The organism is Streptomyces katrae, from assembly GCF_000717655.1.
Lineage (GTDB): Bacteria > Actinomycetota > Actinomycetes > Streptomycetales > Streptomycetaceae > Streptomyces > Streptomyces katrae_B.
The window spans coordinates 234,750-255,766 of sequence record NZ_JNZY01000002.1 but is presented as its reverse complement, the minus strand read 5'-3'; the positions used below and the strand labels follow the sequence as shown (position 1 = coordinate 255,766).

Below are 21,017 nucleotides of genomic sequence, written 5' to 3'. Positions count from 1 at the left end.
ACGGCTCTACGGCTTAGATGTCGAAGTAGAGCTCGAACTCGTGCGGGTGGGGGCGCAGGGCGATCGGGGCGATCTCGTGCGTGCGCTTGTAGTCGATCCAGGTCTCGATCAGGTCCGGGGTGAAGACACCGCCGGCCAGGAGGTACTCGTGGTCGTCCTCCAGGGCCTTGAGGACGTCCTCGAGGCTGGTCGGGACCTGCGGGACGCTCGCGTGCTCGTCCGGGGAGAGCTCGTAGAGGTCCTTGTCGATCGGCTCCATCGGCTCGATCTTGTTCTTCACGCCGTCGAGGCCGGCCAGCAGGAGGGCCGCGAACGCCAGGTACGGGTTCGAGGACGGGTCCGGGGCGCGGAACTCGACGCGCTTGGCCTTCGGGTTCGAGCCCGTGATCGGGATGCGCATCGCGGCGGAGCGGTTGCGCTGCGAGTACACCATGTTGACCGGCGCCTCGAAGCCCGGGACCAGGCGGTGGTACGAGTTCACCGTCGGGTTGGTGAAGGCGAGCAGCGACGGGGCGTGCTTGAGGATGCCGCCGATGTAGTAGCGGGCGGTGTCCGACAGGCCCGCGTACCCGGCCTCGTCGTAGAACAGCGGGTCGCCGTTCGCCCACAGCGACTGGTGCACGTGCATGCCCGAGCCGTTGTCACCGAAGATCGGCTTCGGCATGAAGGTCGCGGTCTTGCCGTTGCGCCAGGCGACGTTCTTCACGATGTACTTGAAGAGCATCAGGTCGTCGGCCGCGGCCAGCAGCGTGTTGAACTTGTAGTTGATCTCGGCCTGGCCGCCGGTGCCGACCTCGTGGTGCTGGCGCTCGACCTGGAGGCCCTGGGCGTCCAGCTCGAGGGAGATCTCGGCGCGCAGGTCGGCGAAGTGGTCGACCGGGGCGACCGGGAAGTAGCCACCCTTGTAGCGGACCTTGTAGCCGCGGTTGTTCTCCTCGGAGCCGGTGTTCCAGGCGCCGGCCTCGGAGTCGATGTGGTAGAAGCCCTCGTTCGCGGAGGTCGCGAAGCGCACGCTGTCGAACACGTAGAACTCGGCCTCGGGGCCGAAGTACGCGGTGTCGGCGATGCCGGTGGAGGCGAGGTACGCCTCGGCCTTCTTCGCGATGTTGCGCGGGTCGCGGCTGTAGGCCTCGCCCGTGATCGGGTCGTGGATGAAGAAGTTGATGTTGAGCGTCTTGTCCTTGCGGAACGGGTCCAGACGCGCGGTGCTGATGTCGGCACGCAGCGCCATGTCGGACTCGTGGATCGCCTGGAAGCCGCGGATCGAGGAGCCGTCGAAGGCGAGCTCCTCCGCCGGGTCGAATGCCCGAGCCGGGATGGTGAAGTGCTGCATCACACCAGGCAGGTCGCAGAAGCGGACGTCGACGAACTTGACGTCGTTCTCCTCGATGTACTGCTTCACTTCGTCGGCGTTCTGGAACATCCAACTCCTCCTACTCCCGACCCCGGGGCAGGGCGGGCTTTATAGCTCGTGGTGCGTCAGTGCGGTGCCGCACGCTGACCCGACCATAAGCAGACGGGATTTCTCAAGCATGACCCATTTGTTTCGCTCAAGTTAACCAGGGTCCCGTCGGAACGCCGTCGGACACCACCGGTACCGTGGTCGGGTGGACAACAGACAGGCAATCGGATCCTGGCTCTCCGGCCCCCGCGCGGCCGCCGAGGACATGGGCGTCGACTTCGGCTACCGGGGTCAGCGGCTCGGCCTGCCCCAGGAGGGGCCGGGCTCGGTGGCGCGCTTCGGCCGCCGCCTCGGCGCCCTCGCCATCGACTGGGTCGGCTGCCAGGTGATCGCATACGGGCTGATCACGGGCGGCAACGCGACCGCCACGGGCAACTGGACGCTGGCGCTCTTCGTGGTGCTGAGCATGCTCACCGTCGGCACCGTGGGATTCACTCCCGGGAAGCGGCTCGTGGGCCTGCGGGTCGTCGCGGAGGGCGGCGGCCGCCTCGGCCTCGGCCGGGTCGTGCTGCGCACCGTGCTGCTCGCCCTCGTCATCCCGGCGCTGGTCTGGGACCGGGACGGGCGCGGCCTGCACGACCGCCTCGCCCGCGCCGTCCAGGTCCGCATCTAGCCGGAGGCGGCAGCGAGACACGGCAGCGAGACACAGGGGCGCCCCCGGACCGGTCGGTCCGGGGGCGCCCCTTGTTCGTATACGAAAATCAGCTGAGCCGGTCAGCGCATCTTTCCGCCGCGCGGCATCCGCATGCCCTTCGGCATCGGGCCCTTCGGCAGCGGCATGTTGCTCATGAGGTCACCCATGGCACGCAGCTTGTCGTTGACCTGGGTGATCTGCGGGCCGGCCAGCGTGCGCGGCAGCTTGAGCAGCGTCGTGCGCAGCTTCTTCAGCGGGACCTCGCCCTCGCCGGTGCCCACGATGAAGTCGTACACCGGGATGTCCGGCATGATCCGGGCCAGCTTCTTCTTCTCGGCGGCGAGCATCGGCTTCAGCCGGTTCGCGTTGCCCTCGGCGATCAGGACGACGCCCGCCTTGCCGACGGCCCGGTGGACGATGTCCTGGCTCCGGTTCATCGCGACGGCCGGGGTGGTCGTCCAGCCCCGTCCCACGTTGTCCAGTACGGCCGCGGCCGCGCCCGGCTGTCCCTCCATCTGCCCGAAGGCAGCCCGCTCGGCCCGCCGTCCGAAGACGATCGCCATCGCGAGGAACGCCACCAGGAAGCCCAGGATGCCCAGGTAGACCGGGTGGTCGATCAGGAAGCCGATCGCAAGAAAGACACCGAAGGTGACGATTCCCACGCCCGCGACGATCAGACCGACCTTCGGGTCGGCCTTGCGCGTCATCTTGTACGTCAGGGCGATCTGCTTCAGTCGCCCGGGGTTCGCAGCAGTCTCTGCGTTTGACTTCCTCGCCATACAGCGAAGTTTACGTGGCCTGCGAGGTCCGGGTCGCCGCGGCCTCGAGTACGTGCTCGGTTTCGACCCGGTCCTTGGCTCGGCGGCGGTCCTCGAGGACGGCGGTCCAGGCGTTGCGGCGGGCGCCGCTCATGAGCAGCGACTCGATGCCCCGGAAGGCGTCGGTGAACGACGGAATGGCAATGGCGCGTACGGGCGCGGCCTGCATGATGTCGATCCCTTTCACGGTGCTCATGTCGGTCTGGATGTGCTTCGGGCGTGCGTCAGCGGTGGGCGACGGTGTGTGCGGTGCGTGGACCCATCGTCACTGACTGGTGTTACCAGGGCATGACCGGTCGGTCAAACGGTGATGAAACATTTACGCGGCCCGCCGGGCTCTTCGTTACAAAAAGAGCCTAGGGGCCGCGTCGATGCGGGGTTACCCGTTGGTAAGACTTTGTGCGTGAGTTCACACAGTCCGTGTGGTAGCGCGCGTCACACGTGCGCTCAGACTCGGCTGCGCTTCTCCATCGCCTGCTGGTAGAGGCGCCCGGCGCGGTACGAGGAACGGACCAGCGGACCCGACATCACGCCCGAGAAGCCGATCTCCTCGGCCTCCTTCGCCAGCTCCACGAACTCGGCCGGCTTCACCCAGCGCTCGACGGGGTGGTGCCGCGGCGAAGGCCGCAGGTACTGGGTGATGGTGATGAGCTCGCAGCCGGCCTCGTGCAGCTCCTTCAGCGCCTCCGAGACCTCCTCGCGCTCCTCGCCCATGCCCAGGATCAGGTTGGACTTGGTGACGAGGCCGTAGGCGCGGGCCTGCCGGATCACGTCGAGCGAGCGCTCGTAGCGGAAGCCGGGGCGGATCCGCTTGAAGATCCGCGGCACCGTCTCGACGTTGTGCGCGAAGACCTCGGGGCGGGAGGCGAAGACCTCCTCCAGCAGCTCCGGGACCGCGTTGAAGTCGGGGGCCAGCAGCTCGACCTTGGTGTGGCCGGTCTCGCGGCCCGCCGTCTGCTGGTGGATCTGGCGCACGGTCTCCGCGTACAGCCAGGCACCGCCGTCGGCCAGGTCGTCGCGCGCGACGCCCGTGATCGTGGCGTAGTTCAGGTCCATCGTGACGACCGACTCGCCGACGCGGCGCGGCTCGTCCCGGTCCAGGGCCTCGGGCTTGCCCGTGTCGATCTGGCAGAAATCACAGCGCCGGGTGCACTGGTCGCCACCGATGAGGAAGGTGGCCTCGCGGTCCTCCCAGCATTCGTAGATGTTGGGGCAACCGGCCTCCTGGCACACGGTGTGCAGTCCTTCGCCCTTCACCAGGGCCTGCATCTTCGTGTACTCGGGACCCATCTTCGCCCGGGTCTTGATCCACTCGGGCTTGCGCTCGATGGGCGTCTGGGCGTTACGGACCTCGAGGCGCAGCATCTTGCGTCCGTCGGGTGCGACTGCGGACACGACCGGCTCCCTGTGACTTCGATTCTTCGGCGCCCACCAGGGTACGCCCGTAATTTCATACGCTCTTACGTCCGCCAACCTGGGGGGCGGCGGTCGCATTCCCCCGGGCGTCAGCCGGCGGCCGGCTCTGTCTCCCGGGGCCGCAGCTCGGCCTGCTCCAGTACGTCCTTCAGGTGGCGTTCGACGACCGGCAGCACCTCGGCGATGGTGATCTCCCGGCCCAGTTCGTACGAGAGCGAGGTCACACCGGCGTCCCGGATCCCGCACGGGATGATCCGGTCGAACCAGGTGCTGTCCGGGTTCACGTTGATCGCGAAGCCGTGCATGGTGACGCCCTTGGCGACGCGGATGCCGATCGCGGCGAGCTTGCGGTCCTCGCGGCGCTGGCCGGCGTTGGAGGGGGCGTACTCGGGGCCGTTCAGGCGCGGGTCGAACTCCTCGTCCGTCAGCCGCGGGTCGAAGTCGAGGGAGAGGCCGCCGATCTTCGGACGCTCCTCGACCGGGTCGCCCAGCACCCACACGCCGGAGCGGCCCTCGACCCGGGTGGTCTCCAGGCCGAACTCGGCGGCGGTGCGGATCAGCGCCTCCTCCAAGCGGCGGACGTGCGCGACGACGTCGACCGGGCGGGGCAGCTTCATGATCGGGTAGCCGACCAGCTGGCCCGGGCCGTGCCAGGTGATCTTGCCGCCGCGGTCCACGTCCACGACGGGGGTGCCGTCCAGCGGCCGCTCGTTGTCGGTGGTGCGTCGGCCGGCGGTGTAGACGGGCTCGTGCTCCAGCAGGAGGCAGGTGTCGCCGATCTCGTCCGCGAAGCGCGCGGCGTGAACCCGCCGCTGCTCCTCCCAGGCCCGGGTGTACTCGACGTAATCGGGTCCGAAGCCCAGACGGACAAACCCAAGCTCAGCCACCGCAGCGCCTCCTCGTCGAACCTGCCGTGTGCACGTATCGCACCAAGCCAAGAGTACGGCGGCCGGATTCCGCCCCCTCAGTCGCCCGTCGGCGGCCCCTCCTCGGGGCCCGCCGCCGGCCCTGGCGGCGGCCCGTCCTGCGGGCGCGGCGGCAGCGGCCTGGGCCGCCTGCGGCCCCGGGGCGGCCGGTCCGGGTCCTCGTCGGCCCGCGGCAGCCGCCGGTGGCCCTCGGAGTGGTCGTTGACCCAGCCGCAGACCCCGCACGCGTACCGGCCGTCCAGGCCCGCGATGTACGTGCCGCACCGGCGGCACTCCGCCTCGGTCAGCTCGGGCGCCGTCAGCGGCGCGGGCAGCTCGGGCGCGGGCAGTGGCGCGGTGGCGTCGGCGGAGGGCTCCGCCGCGGGGGGCCTGCGGGTCATGTCGCGCAGCGTACGCGGACGGAAGGGGTCGGTCCGTAAAGAGCTCTACCGATTCTGCACACGATCGGATGAATGTGGGACAGAGGGGGCGGCATGAGCGGAGTTCGCCGCTACATTCACGCCGTTCACAGGGCCGGGACTCCGGTCCGTCACGTCAGGAAACCGTGGAGCCGATGACGGAACGACCTGCCCAGCGCGTCCCCAACCGGCAGCTCGCGGCGCTGATCGCGGAAGCCGGGTTCTCCAACGCCGGTCTGGCCCGCCGCGTCGACCAGCTCGGCCTGGAGCACGGTCTCGATCTGCGGTACGACAAGACCTCCGTGACCCGGTGGCTGCGCGGGCAGCAGCCGCGCGGGACCACCCCGGCGCTGATCGCCGAGGTCTTCACCCGGCGCCTGGGCCGGCGGCTCTCCGCACAGGACCTGGGCCTGGACGCCTGCGCGCCCGTCTACGCCGGTCTGGAGTTCGCGGCCACCCCGGAGGAGGCCGTCGACATCGCCAGCGGGCTCTGGCGCAAGGACTCCGGCTCACACGCCGAGCTGCGGAAGATCGCGTTCACCCCGGCCGGGCTGGTCGTGCCCAGCAGGGACTGGCTCATCGGGCGGGCCGACGAGCGCGTGGGCCGCGGCGCGGACCCGGCGGCGGCCGCGGCGGCGGCCCGCGTCCCGGTGCAGGGGCGCAGCTCGGTGCCCCGGCAGCGGCAGATCGACCGGGGCCCCGGTCAGCGGGTGACCAGCGGGGACATCGCGGCCCTGCGGTCGGTGAGCGAGCTGTTCCGGACCCTGGACCAGGCCTACGGCGGCGGGCACGCCCGGCAGGCCCTGGTGCGCTACCTCGAGCACGAGGCCGAGCCCATGCTCCGCGGCACCTACGGGGAGACCACCGGGCGGCGGCTGTTCTCGGCCGCCGCCGACCTGACCCGGCTCGCGGGCTGGACCTCGTACGACATCGCCGCGCACGGGCTCGCCCAGCGGTACTTCGTGCAGGCGCTGCGCCTCGCGCAGGCCGCCGGGGACCGGCCGTACGGCTCGTACGTGCTGGTGACCATGAGCCGGCAGGCCGTGTACCTCGGCCACGGCCGGGAGGCCGTGCAGCTGGCCCGCGTCGCGCAGCAGGGCGTCGGCTCGGGGCCGCCGCCGGTGCTGCAGGCGCTCCTGCACTCGGCGGAGGCGCGCGGGCACGCGGTGCTCGGCGAGGTCCGGGCGGCGACGGCTTCGCTGGTGCGGGCCGAGCGCGCGCTGGGTGCTGCCCGGTCGGGGGACGACGTACCGCCCTGGGCGCGGCTGTTCGACGAGGCGCAGCTGGCGGACGAGTTCGGGCACTGCCACCGGGACCTCCAGCAGTACCGGGCCTCGGCGCAGCACGCGGAGCGGTCCCTGCAGTTGCGGGCGCCCGGCTTCGCGCGCTCGCGGCTGTTCTGCCGGGTGGTGCTGGCCACGGCGCGGCTGGGGCTGGGCGAGCTGGACCAGGCGTGCGCGCTGGGTGCGGAGGCGGCGCAGCAGGCGATGGAGATGCGGTCGGTGCGCGCGGTGGAGTACGTACGGGACTTCGAGCGCCGGCTGGAGCCGTACCGGGACGCCTCGGCGGTGCGGGCGTACCGGGACCGGGTGGCAGCGCTGTCGTGAGCTGCTGATACGGGGTCAGGCGTGGGCCCGGTTCCGCGGGGCGGAACCGGGCCCTGGCGCCGTGGTGCTCAGGCCATGGTTCTCAGGCCACCGCCGGAAGGGCGGGTTCCGCGCTCGCCGGGAGCCGGATGCCGAAGTCGCGCAGGGCGGCCGTGGCGGCGCGGCGGGCCGAGTGCAGCGCCCCCTGGACGGTGTTGGAGTCGCGGTGGTCGCCGCACACGTACAGCCCGGCCAGGACCCGGACCGGACGGCGCAGGTCGTGGGGCGGCGGCATCGCGGGGACGGCCTCCGGGGTGTGGTGGACGGACAGCAGCTCCCAGTCCCGGGTGCCGGTCTCGTACAGCCGCGCCAGGCGCGAGGCGACCGTCCGCGCGGGCGGCGGCGGGCCGAGCACGGTGGTGGTGACCAGGCTCCGGCCGGCCGGAGCCCGCGTCGGGTCGACCGCGCTCATCACGGCGGTGTGCGCGACGGGCCAGCGCGGATCACCGTCGATCAGGAGCGAGCCGTCCCACGGGAGCGGCGTGGCGGTGGCGTGGTGGATGACGGTGACCTCGTGGAACTCCGGCACCCGCAGCCCCGGGAGCAGTTCGGCGGCGGCCCGCGCGCCGGTCGCCAGGACGGCGGAGCGGCAGCTGAAGTCGCCGTGCTCCTCGGTGGTGACGAGTTTGGTCGCCACCGACCGGACCCGGACCCCGGTGCGCACCGTGCCGGGCGGCAGGGTGGCGGCGAGCAGCTCGGGCAGGGTGGCGGCGCCGCCCTCGGGCACGGCGAGCCGGCCGCGGGCGAAGGTGCGCAGGGCGAGGTCGGCGACGCGGCTGGAGGTGGTGAGCTCCGGATCGCGCAGCAGGGCGGCGAGCAGGGGCCGCAGGGTGGTGCCGTGGGCCCGGGAGCGCAGCGCGGCGAGTGCCGTGCGCTCGGGGCGGGCCAGTACGCGTTCCACGGGCACGGCGGCGAGCCGGCCGAGGTAGGCGCTGAGCCGGGCCTGGTCGAAGGAGCCGCTGGCCAGCGCACGGGCCGGGGTCAGCGCTCCGGCGCGCAGCTGCCTGCCGTCCGTGTGGACGAGCGCTCCCGGCGCGAAGGCCCGCAGGACCAGTCCGGCCAGGCCGGGGGTCCGGTCGAGCTCCGTGTACGAGGTGTTGAGCAGCTGCCCGATCCGGTCCAGCCGGAATCCGTCGACGTGCTCGGTGGCCATCCGGCCGCCGGGATCGTCGGCGGCCTCCAGAACGGTGACCGTGACCCCTGCCGCGATCAGGTGGTGTGCGGCCGCGAGTCCTGAGACCCCGGCTCCTACGATGACGACGTCCGCATGCTGTGCGGCGCGGTGTGAGCTGCTGAGCACGTGCCCCTCCCCGAGGTCGGCGCGGCTGTGTGGGTGTCCTCCTTCCCCCAACGGGCTCGATGGGAACCCGAGTTCGGTGCCGTATTACGTCCGGCTCCGGTCGCACACCGGTCGCATCCGGGTCACGACCGGTCGCACGGCGCCGGAGCCGCGCGCCGCGGCGAGGTCCGGGGGCCGCGGTGGGGGTGGGACGGAGCGGCTAGCGGGCGAGCGCGGCGCGGATCGCCTCGTCGATGCCCGGGTGCCGGAACGTGAACCCCGTCTCCAACAGCCGGGCGGGCCGTACCCGCTGACTGCCGAGAACGTCTCCGGCGAACTCCCCCAGGACCACGCGCAGGGCGGGCGCCGGTACGGGGAACAGCGTCGGCCGGTGCAGTACGCGGCCCATCGCGGCGGTGACCTCACGGTTGGTCAGCGGCTCGGGGGCCGTCAGGTTGACGGGGCCGGACAGCTCCGGGGTGTCGACGGCATGCCGCAGGGCGGCGATCTCGTCGTGCAGGGAGATGAAGGACCAGTACTGCCGGCCGTTGCCGAGCCGGCCGCCGATCCCGGCGCGGAAGATCGGGAACAGCTTGCCCCAGGCCCCGCCCTCGGCGGCGACCACCAGTCCGGTCCGGGCGAAGACCGTCCGTACGCCGGCCTCCTGGGCGGGGGCGGCTGCCGCCTCCCACTCGATGCAGACCTCGGGCAGGAAGCCCTGCCCCGCCGGGGCGTGCTCGTCGACGGCGCGGTCGCCGGTGTCGCCGTAGTAGCCGATGGCGGAACCGCAGACGAAGACGGCGGGGGGCGCATCGAGCGCGGCGATCGCCCGGGCCAGGGCGGTGGTTCCCGCCACCCGGCTGTCCCGGATCTCCTTCTTGTACGCGGCGGTCCACCGGTGTTCGCCGACCCCGGCCCCGGCGAGGTGGACGACGGCCCCGCAGCCGGCGAGCCCGGCGGGGTCGACGTACCCGCGCCGCGGGTCCCAGGCCGATTCGTCGGGTGCGGCGGGCGTGCGGCGCACGAAGCGGACCACGTCGTGGCCGTCTGCGCGCAGGGACCGTACGAGGGCCTGGCCGATGAGGCCGGTGGAGCCGGTGATGGCGATACGCATGGGCCCATGATGCAGGTCCGCTGCGCGGTGCATCCCGTGGCGCTGCGCGAACTCCCTCCCCGCGCCGCCCTTCCCCCGTTCCCCGGGCCCCGCCCGGACCCGTCCGGGTGCGGCGCCGTCGCCGGCGTCCGAGGCCGGCGGCGGGGTCAGGTCGTGCCCAGCCAGGTGCCTACCGCGTACGTGACCGTCATGGCCAGGGCGCCGCCCGCGACGTTGCGCAGGACGGCCCGGAGGGGAGGTGCGCCGCCGAGGCGGGCGCTGATCACCCCGCACAGCGTCAGCGCCGCCAGCACCGCCGCCACCGTCACCGGCACCCGCTCCGACGGCCCCGGCAGCACGATCGCCAGCAGCGGGAGCAGCGCCCCCACCGTGAACGCGACCAGGCTCGCGAACGCCGCGTGCCAGGGATGGGCCAGCTCGTCGGGGTCGATCCCGAGCTCCACCCGCGCGTGCGCCTTCAGCGCGTCCCGCTCCGTCAGCTGCTCCGCCGCCTCCCGCGCCAGCTCCCGGCTCAGGCCCCTGCCCTCCAGCAGCTCGGTCAGTTCCGCCAGCTCCGCCTCGGGCTCCTGCGCCAGCTCCTGCCGCTCCGCCTCCAGCGCGGCCTGCTCCGAGTCCCGCTGGGAGCTCACCGAGACGTACTCCCCCGCCGCCATCGACAGCGACCCCGCCAGGAGCCCGGCCACCCCAGCCGCCAGGATCGACGCCCGCGAGGTGGTGGCCCCGGCCACGCCCACCACCAGGCCGGCCGTGGAGATGATCCCGTCGTTCGCGCCGAGCACCCCTGCCCGCAGCCAGTTCAGCCGCGTGCTGATCGCCGCGCTCTGCTCCACCCCGTCCGTGTGCGTCACGGGACCACTGTCGGCGCCCGGACCCCGCAGGTCCACCCGGCAGGCCGGTCCGGCGTGCGCGGCCCGGGCCCCGGTACCAGGGTGGAGGGGTGAGACGCCGACGCGAGGAGCCTGGCTGGCTGCACGGGAAGCCGCCACCACGCTGGGCGCGGCTCGCGCCCCCCGTGGCGCTGGTGGCGCTGGTGCTCGCACAGGCCGCCACGCCGGGCGACGTCGAGCTGGGCTACTTCCTGGCCGGACTGCCCCCGGTCGCGGCCTTCGCGTACGGCGCGGCCGGCACCGCCGTCTTCGCCGGGATCGTGCTGCTGCTGCTCGGCGTGTCGTCGCTCGGGATCGGGCACGCCCAAGGCGCGGACCTGGCCACCGTGGCCGTGGTCGCGCTGCTCAGCGTGGTGATCGCCTGGGTCCGGCGGCGCCGCGACGCGCAGCTGGTCAGCGTACGGACCGTCGCGGAGGCGGCGCAGCTGGCGGTGCTGCCGCCGGTTCCGGAACGGGTCGGCCCGGTGCGTTGCGCCGGGCTGTACCGGGCCGCCCAGCGCGGCACGCTGGTGGGCGGCGACCTGTACGACGTACGGGTCGGGCCGTACGGGGTACGGGCGCTGGTCGGGGACGTGCAGGGGCACGGCCTGGCGGCGGTCGGCACGGTGGCGGCGCTGCTCGGCGCCTTCCGCGAGGGGGTGCTGGACGATCCGGAGCTCGCGGGGGTGGCCGCCCGGCTGGACCGCAGACTGCTGGCGGACACGGCGGCGCCGGCGGGGCCGGCCGGCTCCGCCGGGTCGACGGGCCCGGCCGCCCCAGACGCCACGGACGCCAAGGCCGGCGCGAGCGTCGAGCATCCGGAGCTGTTCGCGACGGCGCTGCTGCTCGAGTTCCCGCCCGGGCTGGACCTCGTACGGATCGTCTCGTGCGGGCATCCCCCGGCGCTGCTGCTACGGGCGGCCACGGTGTCGGAGATGGCCGTGGAACCGGGCCCTCCGCTGGGGCTCGGGCTCGCCGGAGCGGACCTCGCGGTGGTGGCCGACGTACCGCTGCTCCCGGGCGACCGGCTGCTCGTACACACGGACGGGGTGACGGAGGCCCGCGATGCGGCGGGCGACTTCTACCCCCTGGCCGCCCGGATCCCGGTCCTGGCGGAGGATCCGGCCGGGCTGGTCGAGGCGGTGTGGCACGACCTGGTGGCGTTCACCGACGGCGGCCCGCGCGACGACGTGGCCCTCCTGGTGCTGTCGCTCCCGGACGGGGCGGGCGCCCCTCGATGACCGGGGGCGGTCCTGATCACGGGGCCGCGGTCGCGTCGTCGGGCAGAGCGTCCGAGAACGCTCTGCCCGACGCGTCCGACCGCCGGCCCTGTCGGTTGCTCAGGCTCCGTTGCTGATGATGAAGGCGCGGACCATCTTGCACGTGACGTTCGACGGGCGGTGGATGCCCGTGCGGACGGCCATCGTGCGGATCTTGCGGTTGGTGGCGCGACGGGCGTCGTACGTCCCCGAGTCGAGCAGGGATATCGCCAGCCGCATCGCCTTCAGACGGCGGTTGTGGCTCTCGTACCACTCGCGGGGCAGGCCCGCCGGCAGCGGCTTCTTCTTGACGGGCCCCATGGTCGTGGCAGTGGCCATCTACAGCCTCCCAAACGGTAGTTGGCTTCCTGTCGTTCTCCCTCGATTTTACCGGGGACCACTGACAGAAGCCCCTGGCCAGACAGGCTCTGACTAGGCTGTGGGCCCATGGAGATCTGGATCAATCCCGCCTGTTCGAAGTGCCGCAGCGCGCTGACCCTGCTGGACGCGGAGGGCGCCGAGTACACCGTGCGCCGCTACCTGGAGGACGTGCCGTCCGAGGACGAGATCCGCGAGGTCCTGGGCCGGCTCGGCCTGGAGCCGTGGGACATCACGCGCACCTCGGACCCGCTCGCGAAGGAGACCGGCGTACGGGACCTGCCGCGCGAGGAGACGGACGAGGCCCGGGGCCGCTGGATCGCCCACCTGGCGGCGCACCCGAAGCTCATCCAGCGCCCGATCATCACGGCGGAGGACGGCACGGCGGTCATCGGCCGCTCGGAGGAAGCGGTCCGCGAGGCCCTGTCCCGCTGAGACCCGCCGGGCAGCACAGGGTGGAGGGGCGCCCGCCTACGCTCCCGGTATGACGTCCGACCACACGGCCACCGCCGCCACCGCGTCCGGCACCACCACCGCCGGAACCGGCGGCGGCACGGGCCCGGACGCAGGGGCGGACGCCGGTGCCGGCACCGGCACCGGCACCGGCACCGACCTGCATCTCGAGCTGTCCCCGGACGGCGCCCGGCGTACCGCCCTCGCGCAGGCCCTCCGCGAAGCCGTGCGCAGCGGGCGGCTCGCCGGTGGGACCCGGCTGCCGCCCTACCGGGCACTGGCCGCCGACCTGGGGCTGGCCCGCAACGCCGTCGCCGACGCCTACGCCGAGCTCGTCGCCGAGGGCTGGTTCACCGCCCGGCAGGGCTCCGGGACCCGGGTCGCCGAGGGGGCGGCCATCGCCGCCGCGCCCGCCGCCCCGGCCCCGGCCGCCCCCGAGGGTCCCCGTCACGACCTGCTCCAGGGCAAGCCCGACCCCGCCTCCTTCCCGCGGGGCGCCTGGTCCGCGAGCGCCCGGCGGGCCCTCGCCGAGGCTCCCACCGAGGCCTTCGGGCCCGGCGATCCCCGGGGCCGCCCGGAGCTGCGGCGGGAGCTGGCCGCGTACCTGTCCCGGGCGCGCGGCGTGCGTACCGGCCCGGAGAACGTCGTGGTCTGCTCCGGCTTCGCGAACGGCCTGCGGCTCCTCGCGTCGCTGCGGCCCCGCGACTGGGCCGTGGAGGAGTACGGACTCCCGTTCCACCGCGGCATCCTCGAAGCGGCCGGGGTCCGCCCGCACCCCGTCCCCGTCGACGAGGACGGCGCCCGCCCGGACGAGGTCCCGGCCCGGGCCCGCACCCTGCTGCTGACTCCGGCGCACCAGTTCCCGACGGGCTCCCGGCTGCTTCCGGCGCGGCGGGCCGCCGCCGTGGAGTGGGCCCGTACGACCGGCGGACTGATCGTGGAGGACGACTACGACGGGGAGTTCCGCTACGACCGCAAGGCGGTCGGCGCCGTACAGGGCCTGGACCCCGGACACGTCGTCTACGCGGGCTCGCTGAGCAAGTCCCTCTCCCCCGCCATCCGCCTGGGCTGGCTGGTGCTGCCGGACCACCTGGTCGACCGGGTCCTTGCGGCGAAGGGGCTGCGGGAGTCCTGGGCGAGCGCCCTGGACCAGCTGGCACTGGCCGACTTCATCGCGTGCGGTGGGTACGACCGCCACATCCGCCGCATGCGACACCGCTACCGCGACCGCCGCGACCAGCTGGTCTCCGTACTTGCCTCCCGTGCGCCGGAGTTGCGGGTGACGGGCATCTCGGCGGGGCTGCACGCGGTCCTGGAGCTCCCGCCGGGGAGGGAAGCCGCCGCTCTGGAGGCGGCCCGCGCGGCGGGCCTGGCACTGGACGGCCTCTCGGAATACCGGCACCCGGCCGCCGCCGGGGCGGGCAGGGAGGGTCTGGTGGTGGGCTACGCGGCGCCACCGGACGCGGCGTTCGGCCGGGCGGTGGACGCACTGGCGCAGGCGCTCAGCCGCGCAGGCGAGGCGGGGTGCTGATCCCGGGACGGCTCGGCCTCGCCCTGTCAACGGGACCGTGCTCGCGTCTGCGCCGCCGGCCGCGCTCGATCAGGCGGGCGACGCGTTCACCCCGTTCTACGACGCCACCTGAGTGCTGGTCACCGCCTGCGCGGCCGCACTCGCGCATGGCCGTTCACCACATGGCCGGACATCAGGCCGGCTCCGCCGCCCACCGCCGGCGGGTCCTCTCGCGGGCACTGTGGAACGAGTGGCCGATGATCGTGGCCACTCGACCATCGGACTGGCCGTCATCGTGGCCAACGCCGTCATCAAGTGGCGCCCCGGTCCGGGCCTGCCGCGGCCCGACGCCCGGCCCCGCCCCCTCACGCCGGCAGCTGCGCCTCCGCCTCCGCCAGGATCTCCGTCAGCCTGGCCGCGAACTCCGCGTCGCGCGCGTCCGGCACCCCCGTCCGGGCCGCGGTGAGCAGCGCGTCCAGGGCGCGGCCGTACGCGCCGGGTACGTCGGACCAGTTGGGCAGCGAGAACACGCCCTCGGCCCCGCGCAGCTCCAGCCCCACCCCGGCCGCCGCGGCCGGCGCACCGAGGCTGAGCACCGCGGTGCTGGCGGCGCCCGAGGCGTGGCGCAGCGCGAGCTGGACCACGTCGGAGGGCCCGCGGTTGGCGGTGACGGCCGTGACGTCGCCCAGGACCGGGATCAGGACGGACAGGGCGTGCGGGCCGACGTCCCAGAGCCCGCCCTTGGTCTTGCGCCAGGGCGAGGCGGCGTACGCGCTGGGCGTGCCGTCGGGCGGGAAGACGGCGCCGAGCCAGTGCGCGCTCGCGGTGAACCAGCCGGAGCGACCGGCCTGCTCGGCGACCCAGCCGGCGGCCGGCTCGGCGAAGCGCAGGGTGAGGAAGACGACGGAGGCGACGCCGTGCCGGGCGACGGCGTCGGCCACGGCCCGGGCGTCCTCGACGGTCGTGGCGACGGGCTTGTCGAGCAGCAGCTGGCAGCCCGCCGCGGCGGCGCGCACCGCGAGCGGGGCCTGTACGTCGGGCGGCAGGGCGAAGGCCACGACGTCACAGTCGGCGAACAGCGCGTCGGGGTCTTCGTACACCTTCACGCCGTACGCGTCGGCCAGCTCGGCGGCGGCTTCGGGGCGGCGGCCCCACACTCCGGCGAACTCGGAGCCGGCGGATTCGGCGGCGGCGTGCGCGGCAAGGGCCGGGGCATGGGTGCGGTGGGCCCAGGGGCCGGTACCCAGCAGGCCGACGCGGGGGCGGTCCGGCAGGCGGGGGGAGTCCGTGGGGGCGGCGGCCGAGGTCAAATCGTACGAAATGCTCACCTGCTCAGTCTGCCCCACTCGGACGGGTGTGCTGCCACCGACCCGCACAACCCACCCGACCTGCGGAGTAAACCTCGGTAACACGGGGTTCACACCCGGGCAACGGAAGAGAAATCGCGAGCGGGCACGCTGCGGTCGACACCGCAGCGACATCGCAACACCACGACCGCAGCACCCGCAACGCAGCACCCGCAGGGTCTGCGACGGAGCGACGCACCGAAGGATGGGGCCCGTGAGCTACAAGGCTGAGTACATCTGGATCGACGGCACCGAGCCGACGGCGAAGCTGCGCTCCAAGACGAAGATCCTGGCCGACGGCGACGCGCTGCCGGTCTGGGGCTTCGACGGATCGAGCACCAACCAGGCCGAGGGCCACGCCTCCGACCGCGTGCTGCAGCCGGTGTTCTCCTGCCCGGACCCGATCCGCGGCGGCGACAACCTCCTCGTGCTCTGCGAGGTCATGAACATCGACATGACCCCGCACGAGTCGAACACCCGCGCCCTGCTGCGTCCGATCGCCGAGCAGTTCGCGGACCAGGAGCCGATCTTCGGCATCGAGCAGGAGTACACCTTCTTCGACGGCATCCGGCCGCTCGGCTTCCCGGCGGGCGGCTTCCCGGCCGCGCAGGGCGGCTACTACTGCGGTGTCGGCTCGGACGAGATCTTCGGCCGCGAGATCGTCGAGAAGCACCTGGACCACTGCCTCGCGGCGGGCCTGAGCATCTCCGGCATCAACGCCGAGGTCATGCCCGGCCAGTGGGAGTTCCAGGTCGGCCCCGTGGGCCCGCTGGAGGTCTCCGACCAGCTGTGGATCGCGCGCTGGCTCCTCTACCGCACCGCCGAGGACTTCAACGTCTCCGCGACGCTGAACCCGAAGCCGGTGAAGGGAGACTGGAACGGGGCGGGCGCGCACACCAACTTCTCCACGAAGGCGATGCGCGAGGACTACCGCGCCATCATCACCGCGTGCGAGTCGCTGGGCGAGGGCTCGAAGCCGCTGGACCACGTCAAGAACTACGGCGCCGGCATCGACGAGCGTCTGACGGGTCTGCACGAGACCGCCCCGTGGAACGAGTTCAGCTACGGCGTCTCCGACCGCGGCGCCTCGGTCCGCATCCCGTGGCAGGTGGAGAAGGACGGCAAGGGCTACATCGAGGACCGCCGCCCGAACGCGAACGTGGACCCGTACGTGGTGACCCGGCTGATCACGGACACCTGCTGCACGGGCCTGCAGAAGGAGGGCCTGGTCTAAGACCCGGCCTCCCCCTTCCGCAGCGAAACACTGCGACACGACGCGCGACGCCCGCCGAGCCCCCGTGGCCCGGCGGGCGTCGTGCGTCGCGCGTGATGCGTCCACGCAACCGACCAGCATGCGATACGGGCCGCCGGTGCGGATACCTGGACCGGCGCCACCCGGTGACGTTTTGTCCGCTGTTGTCCAGGCCAAGTCACGGAATGATCGCGGAATTTGAGATTCCGATCCACGACCTGAGACGGGGTCTGCCCCGCACCCGTCGCGTCTGCTTCAATGAGCTCATGGCCAGCCACTCGCACACCTCGAACGGTCGCAGTGACCTCGAGCCGTTCTGGCCCTCCCGTCAGGACCACGATTTCGACCGGGTGTGTCGCCGCGTGAAGAACGCGCCGACCCTCTAAAGCCTTCCGGGATCTCCCACCGGACCTTCCCCGGGGCCTTCGGTCTGCGCGGAACGCGATGACGTACGCACGTCTCCTGCCGACCACTCCGCGTGAAAGAGCTGACCACTCATGTCCCACACCCGTTCCCTGACGTCCGCCGCCTCCGCCGCGACCACTGCGACCACGCCCCTCGCCCATCCGCCCAGTCCGCGCCACCGGCTGCGTGCCGTGGACCGCGACGAGGTCGCCCGCGTGGTCGACCTCCTGCCGCCCGGCGCCACCTGGCTGCCCGCGCCGCAGCACACCCTGCCGGCGCTGCCGGGCCGGCCGCCGATGGTCGGCTACCTGGTCCTCGTACCGGCGGACCAGCAGCCGCCGATCGCCTTCGCCCCCCAGGCCGTTCCCGCCCCGGCCGCTCCCCGGCCGGCCCCGGCCGCCACCGGGGACGAGCTCGTCCGCATCGACGCGGCGCAGCGGACCGCCGAGGTCGACGGCCGGGTGCTCGACCTGACGTACTTGGAGTTCGAGCTGCTGGCCCACCTGGTGGCGCACCCGCACCGGGTGCACAGCCGCGACCAGCTGGTGACCACGGTCTGGGGCTACGGCCACGTCGGCGACGGCCGGACCGTGGACGTCCACGTCGCCCGCCTGCGCCGCAAGCTGGGCGCGGCGCACCGCGGCGCGATCCGGACGGTGCGCCGCGTGGGCTACAAGTACGCCCCCTGAGTGCCGGTTCGCCGCGCCCCGGCGCCCCGCACGAAAGGTGGGCCCGTACTCCCTCGCGGACTACGGGCCCACCGTGCGCACCGGGACGGACCGTCCGGGCTAGACCGCGGCGGCCGCCTTGGCGCGGCGCGCCGCGAGCAGCCCCAGCAGCACGTCGACGGCCAGGAAGGCGACCAGGCTGATGCCGAGCAGCGGTACGAACCACCCGACCACGGCGACCACGGCGGCGAGCGGGAGCAGCAGGCTCAGCGGCACCTTGCGCCAGGCTCCGCGCGGCTGGGCGCGGCCGACCGAGAGGGTGCGGTCCTTGGTCGGCCGGCGCAGCCACCACATCCGGTAGCCCCAGAAGACCAGGAACATCACCGCGACCGCGAGCGCGGCGAGCGCGATCTGGTTGGCGAGGCCGAAGGTCTTCCCCATGTGCAGGTCGATGCCGAAGCGCGTCAGTTGCGCGAGGACGGGGTAGTCGGCGAAGCGGAGCTCGTCCATGATCCGGCCGTCGGCGGGGTCCACGGCGACGGAGTCCAGGTGGACCGGCAGCTGCTTGTCCTGCTCCTTGATCACATAGCCGTTGCCCTTGGCGGGCAGGGTGATGCGCAGTTCCTCGGTGACCCCGGCGGCGCGTGCTGCGGCCACGGCCTTGTCGATGCCGATGTCCGCGGCGGCCGGCGTCCGGGGCGTCTGCGTGCCGTCGGCCGTCCCGTGCCCGGCGTGCTCGCCGGAGCCCGAGCCGGAGCCCGAGCCGGAGCCGGAGCCTGAACCGGGCGCGAGGGCCGCGGACACGGACGGGGTGGCGCCGCCGAGGCCGTCCTGGAGCTGCCCGATGTTCTCGCCCGCGTACTTCGACCAGGTCAGGCCGGTGGCGGACAGCGCGACGAGTCCGGCGACGGCCCAGAGGCCGACGGCCCCGTGCCAGGAGAGGGTCTTGCGGCGGCCGGTGGCGGCGCGGTCGGGCAGGACGAGCAGGGCCTTGCGGGACCGGCGGCGGCCGATCCACAGGGCGAGTCCGCCGAGTGCGACGACCCACAGCCAGCTCGCGGCGAGCTCGCTGTAGTGACGGCCGAACTCGCCCAGCTGGAGGCTGGAGTGGAACTCGCTGAGCCACGCGCGCAGCGGCAGCGCGTCGCCCTCGGTGGTCAGCTGTCCGTTGACGTGGGCCGTATACGGATCCACGAAAACGGTCCTGGTATGCCCCTCCTCGAGCCCCGGAACCTGCATGATCACGCGGGTGGTCGCCTCGGCGTCGGGCGCGGGCCACACGCCCACGACCTTGCCCTCGGGGACGGTGGCCCGGGCGGCCGTGACCTGGGCGCTGAGCGGCACCGTGCTGTCGCGGACCTCGGTGACGGTCAGTTCGTCGGAGTAGATGATCTTCTCGGCCTGCCAGGAGGCGGCGTACAGCAGGCCGGTGGCGGCGGCGAGGAACATCAGCGGGGCCATCAGGATCCCCGCGTAGAAGTGCATGCGCAGGAGCAGTGGCCGAAGCGCCGCCCAGGTGCCGGGCTTCGAGGACGCGTCGGCTATGACGGGCGTGTCAGTCGTGCCAGGTGTGTCAGGCGTGTCAGGCGTGTCGGAGTCCGGGATGCGGACGTCCTGAACCTCTTCAAGGGACATGTGGGTCCTAGGTGTTGGCCCTGTGGGCGAAGACTCGGGTGAACCGGCCCCGGGTCCCGCCACCTCGCCGGTGAAGGAGGTGCGCCGGTCAGGCGCAGGCAGGACGGCCGGGGGCCGTGGCGCGGGTGTCTCGCCACCCGGGCGGGCCTCGGCGCACCAGGGCGTGCGCGGGCACGGCTCCGCGCAGCCTGCGCGGGGGTTCGTACGAGGGGCCCGCCGCGGGCCGCGGCGGGACGGGGGCCACGCGGGCCCGGAGCAGGGCGACCGCGCGGGCGAGCGGCCGGGCCGCCAGCAGCGCGGCGGAGCCGAGGACCGCGGCCAGCCGGCACACGGCGGCCTCGCCCCACGCCAGCCAGGCGGCACAGAACAGCCCGGCGAGCACGTGCGCGGCGATCATGCCGAGGCCGCCGTGCCCGGCCATGTCGGCCGTGCCCGCCATCCCGCTCATGTCCGCCATCCCGGCCATGCCGTCCGTACCGGTGGCGCCGGCCGCCGTCTCCGGCAGCGCCGTGCCCGCCAGGCGGTGGTGCCCGGGCATCGGCTCGGGCATGGACAGGGGCAGGGGCAGGGACCTCGCGGTGCGGCCGGCGTACCCGGCGTGACCGGTGTGGCCGCCGTGTCCCGCCTGGCTGCCGGAGAAGACCAGGTGCAGTACGCCCTGGACGGCGAGCAGCGCCGCGCTGATCCCGACGGGTCCGCGGCGGCGCCCGGCTGCGAGCCATGCGAGCCCGCCGGTCACCCCGAAAGCACCCAGAAGGCCCATCAGCGGGATATCCGTGCCGGACATGTACGAATGCCCCACAGCACCCAATGCGGTGCACACCGCCGCGAACATCGCGGCCCGTGCGGTGCGCATCGGCGCGGGCATCACTGGCATGGCTGGAACATGCTCGCACGGGACCCGGTTCCGCCAGCCCCGGGGTCGTATCCGATCATGATCGGATGAATTCACTGCCATGGCCGCCGCCGGCCCTCGGCGTGGTGTATGCGGGCGGGGTCCAACTCGGCGCCTACGCACTGGACCGGCTGGGGGCGGCGGAGCGGGCCCGGGTGCTGCGGGGCTGCTCGACGAATGTCGACAACCTCGCCGCCGGCCGCTGGGAGACCCTGCTGAGCAGCGCCTTCGTCGTCGAGGAGCCGATGCCGCTGCCGTACGCGCTGCTGCTCGTCGCGGTCCTCGGGTACGCGGAGTACGCGTACGGGGCCTGGTGGACGGCCGCGGTGTTCGCGTTCGGGCACGCCACGGCGACCCTCCTCGTCTACGGCGCCCTGCGCCGGACGGCCGATCTGCCGACCCGGCGTGCCGTGGACGTGGGGACCAGCTACGGGTTCAACGCCGTGCTCGGCGCACTGACCTCCGCACTGCCGCGCGGGCCGGTCCGTACGGCCGCCCGGGTGGGACTGCTGGCGCTCGCCGCGGGGCCGGTGCTCAGGCGGGACCGGACCTTCACGGACGCCGGGCACCTCGCGGCGCTGGGGATCGGGGTCGGGGTCTCGCTCGCGCTCGATTACCTATCCGGGACGAAACATCCGAAAATCGGGTGAACACGGA

The 21,017-nt window shown here is 73.3% G+C and carries 21 protein-coding genes; 8 read left to right on the top strand and 13 right to left on the bottom strand.

The window, feature by feature from the left end; translation table 11 throughout:
* Nucleotides 1–13: 13 nt before the first annotated feature.
* Complete coding sequence (gene glnA / locus IF09_RS0103365) at nt 14–1,423, bottom strand: type I glutamate--ammonia ligase (RefSeq protein ID WP_030291690.1); 1,410 nt, start codon at nt 1,421–1,423, stop codon at nt 14–16.
* A gap of 184 nt (nt 1,424–1,607) precedes the next feature.
* Between glnA and IF09_RS0103360 the strand changes: the two genes are divergently transcribed.
* A complete protein-coding gene (locus IF09_RS0103360; RefSeq protein WP_030291687.1) occupies nt 1,608–2,075 on the top strand; it encodes an RDD family protein in 468 nt (155 codons plus the stop codon).
* A 101-nt stretch (nt 2,076–2,176) separates the two neighbouring features.
* Here IF09_RS0103360 and IF09_RS0103355 read toward each other — a convergent pair whose 3' ends face one another.
* From IF09_RS0103355 to IF09_RS39885, 5 genes are all read right to left on the bottom strand, one after another.
* Nucleotides 2,177–2,875 carry a DUF4191 domain-containing protein gene (locus tag IF09_RS0103355; protein ID WP_030291685.1) on the bottom strand — a complete coding sequence of 233 codons (699 nt, stop codon included), beginning with the start codon at nt 2,873–2,875 and terminating at the stop codon, nt 2,177–2,179.
* Between the two features lie 10 nt (nt 2,876–2,885).
* Entirely contained in the window at nt 2,886–3,083 is a 198-nt protein-coding gene (locus IF09_RS0103350; RefSeq protein WP_030291684.1) for a hypothetical protein, read from the bottom strand.
* Between the two features lie 278 nt (nt 3,084–3,361).
* Entirely contained in the window at nt 3,362–4,309 is a 948-nt protein-coding gene (lipA, locus tag IF09_RS0103345) for a lipoyl synthase (RefSeq protein WP_030291682.1), read from the bottom strand.
* A gap of 110 nt (nt 4,310–4,419) precedes the next feature.
* Nucleotides 4,420–5,217: a lipoyl(octanoyl) transferase LipB gene (gene lipB / locus IF09_RS0103340; RefSeq protein ID WP_030291680.1), complete on the bottom strand. Its 798-nt coding sequence runs from the start codon at nt 5,215–5,217 to the stop codon at nt 4,420–4,422.
* Between the two features lie 77 nt (nt 5,218–5,294).
* Nucleotides 5,295–5,636, bottom strand: a complete 342-nt coding sequence (locus IF09_RS39885; protein ID WP_037633823.1) for a hypothetical protein — start codon at nt 5,634–5,636, stop codon at nt 5,295–5,297.
* A 173-nt stretch (nt 5,637–5,809) separates the two neighbouring features.
* Here IF09_RS39885 and IF09_RS0103330 point away from each other — a divergent pair, with 173 nt between their 5' ends.
* Nucleotides 5,810–7,261: a hypothetical protein gene (locus IF09_RS0103330; RefSeq protein WP_030291677.1), complete on the top strand. Its 1,452-nt coding sequence runs from the start codon at nt 5,810–5,812 to the stop codon at nt 7,259–7,261.
* A gap of 82 nt (nt 7,262–7,343) precedes the next feature.
* Here the strand turns inward: IF09_RS0103330 and IF09_RS0103325 are convergent, their stop codons facing one another.
* The 3 genes from IF09_RS0103325 to IF09_RS0103315 form a co-directional block, all read right to left on the bottom strand.
* Nucleotides 7,344–8,600 (bottom strand): FAD-dependent oxidoreductase, encoded by a 1,257-nt coding sequence (locus IF09_RS0103325; RefSeq protein ID WP_030291675.1) that lies wholly within the window; start codon nt 8,598–8,600, stop codon nt 7,344–7,346.
* Nucleotides 8,601–8,799: 199 nt separating this feature from the next.
* Nucleotides 8,800–9,693 (bottom strand): TIGR01777 family oxidoreductase, encoded by an 894-nt coding sequence (locus IF09_RS0103320; protein ID WP_030291673.1) that lies wholly within the window; start codon nt 9,691–9,693, stop codon nt 8,800–8,802.
* Between the two features lie 146 nt (nt 9,694–9,839).
* Nucleotides 9,840–10,541: a VIT1/CCC1 transporter family protein gene (locus IF09_RS0103315; RefSeq protein WP_030291671.1), complete on the bottom strand. Its 702-nt coding sequence runs from the start codon at nt 10,539–10,541 to the stop codon at nt 9,840–9,842.
* Between the two features lie 89 nt (nt 10,542–10,630).
* On the opposite strand from IF09_RS0103315, the gene IF09_RS0103310 reads away from it, so the two are divergent.
* Nucleotides 10,631–11,800 (top strand): PP2C family protein-serine/threonine phosphatase, encoded by a 1,170-nt coding sequence (locus IF09_RS0103310; RefSeq protein WP_037633822.1) that lies wholly within the window; start codon nt 10,631–10,633, stop codon nt 11,798–11,800.
* Nucleotides 11,801–11,899: 99 nt separating this feature from the next.
* On the opposite strand, the gene IF09_RS0103305 is transcribed toward IF09_RS0103310, so the two are convergent.
* The gene (locus tag IF09_RS0103305; protein WP_030291668.1) at nt 11,900–12,157 is read right to left on the bottom strand and encodes a hypothetical protein; all 258 of its coding nucleotides are present in this window, start codon (nt 12,155–12,157) and stop codon (nt 11,900–11,902) included.
* Between the two features lie 108 nt (nt 12,158–12,265).
* Here IF09_RS0103305 and IF09_RS0103300 point away from each other — a divergent pair, with 108 nt between their 5' ends.
* Complete coding sequence (locus IF09_RS0103300) at nt 12,266–12,631, top strand: ArsC/Spx/MgsR family protein (protein WP_030291666.1); 366 nt, start codon at nt 12,266–12,268, stop codon at nt 12,629–12,631.
* A gap of 49 nt (nt 12,632–12,680) precedes the next feature.
* A complete protein-coding gene (locus IF09_RS0103295; protein ID WP_078613030.1) occupies nt 12,681–14,180 on the top strand; it encodes a PLP-dependent aminotransferase family protein in 1,500 nt (499 codons plus the stop codon).
* A gap of 344 nt (nt 14,181–14,524) precedes the next feature.
* Here IF09_RS0103295 and IF09_RS0103290 read toward each other — a convergent pair whose 3' ends face one another.
* The gene (locus IF09_RS0103290) at nt 14,525–15,469 is read right to left on the bottom strand and encodes a Gfo/Idh/MocA family oxidoreductase (protein ID WP_030291662.1); all 945 of its coding nucleotides are present in this window, start codon (nt 15,467–15,469) and stop codon (nt 14,525–14,527) included.
* Nucleotides 15,470–15,719: 250 nt separating this feature from the next.
* Here IF09_RS0103290 and glnII point away from each other — a divergent pair, with 250 nt between their 5' ends.
* Complete coding sequence (glnII, locus tag IF09_RS0103285; protein WP_030291661.1) at nt 15,720–16,739, top strand: glutamine synthetase; 1,020 nt, start codon at nt 15,720–15,722, stop codon at nt 16,737–16,739.
* Between the two features lie 515 nt (nt 16,740–17,254).
* Nucleotides 17,255–17,851: a winged helix-turn-helix domain-containing protein gene (locus IF09_RS0103275; protein ID WP_030291658.1), complete on the top strand. Its 597-nt coding sequence runs from the start codon at nt 17,255–17,257 to the stop codon at nt 17,849–17,851.
* Nucleotides 17,852–17,950: 99 nt separating this feature from the next.
* Here IF09_RS0103275 and IF09_RS0103270 read toward each other — a convergent pair whose 3' ends face one another.
* Together IF09_RS0103270 and IF09_RS0103265 are read right to left on the bottom strand one after the other, a co-directional pair.
* Entirely contained in the window at nt 17,951–19,465 is a 1,515-nt protein-coding gene (locus IF09_RS0103270; protein WP_030291656.1) for a PepSY-associated TM helix domain-containing protein, read from the bottom strand.
* An 88-nt stretch (nt 19,466–19,553) separates the two neighbouring features.
* Nucleotides 19,554–20,342, bottom strand: a complete 789-nt coding sequence (locus IF09_RS0103265; protein WP_030291654.1) for a hypothetical protein — start codon at nt 20,340–20,342, stop codon at nt 19,554–19,556.
* Nucleotides 20,343–20,407: 65 nt separating this feature from the next.
* On the opposite strand from IF09_RS0103265, the gene IF09_RS0103260 reads away from it, so the two are divergent.
* The gene (locus tag IF09_RS0103260) at nt 20,408–21,010 is read left to right on the top strand and encodes a rhomboid-like protein (RefSeq protein ID WP_106974978.1); all 603 of its coding nucleotides are present in this window, start codon (nt 20,408–20,410) and stop codon (nt 21,008–21,010) included.
* Nucleotides 21,011–21,017 lie beyond the last annotated feature (7 nt).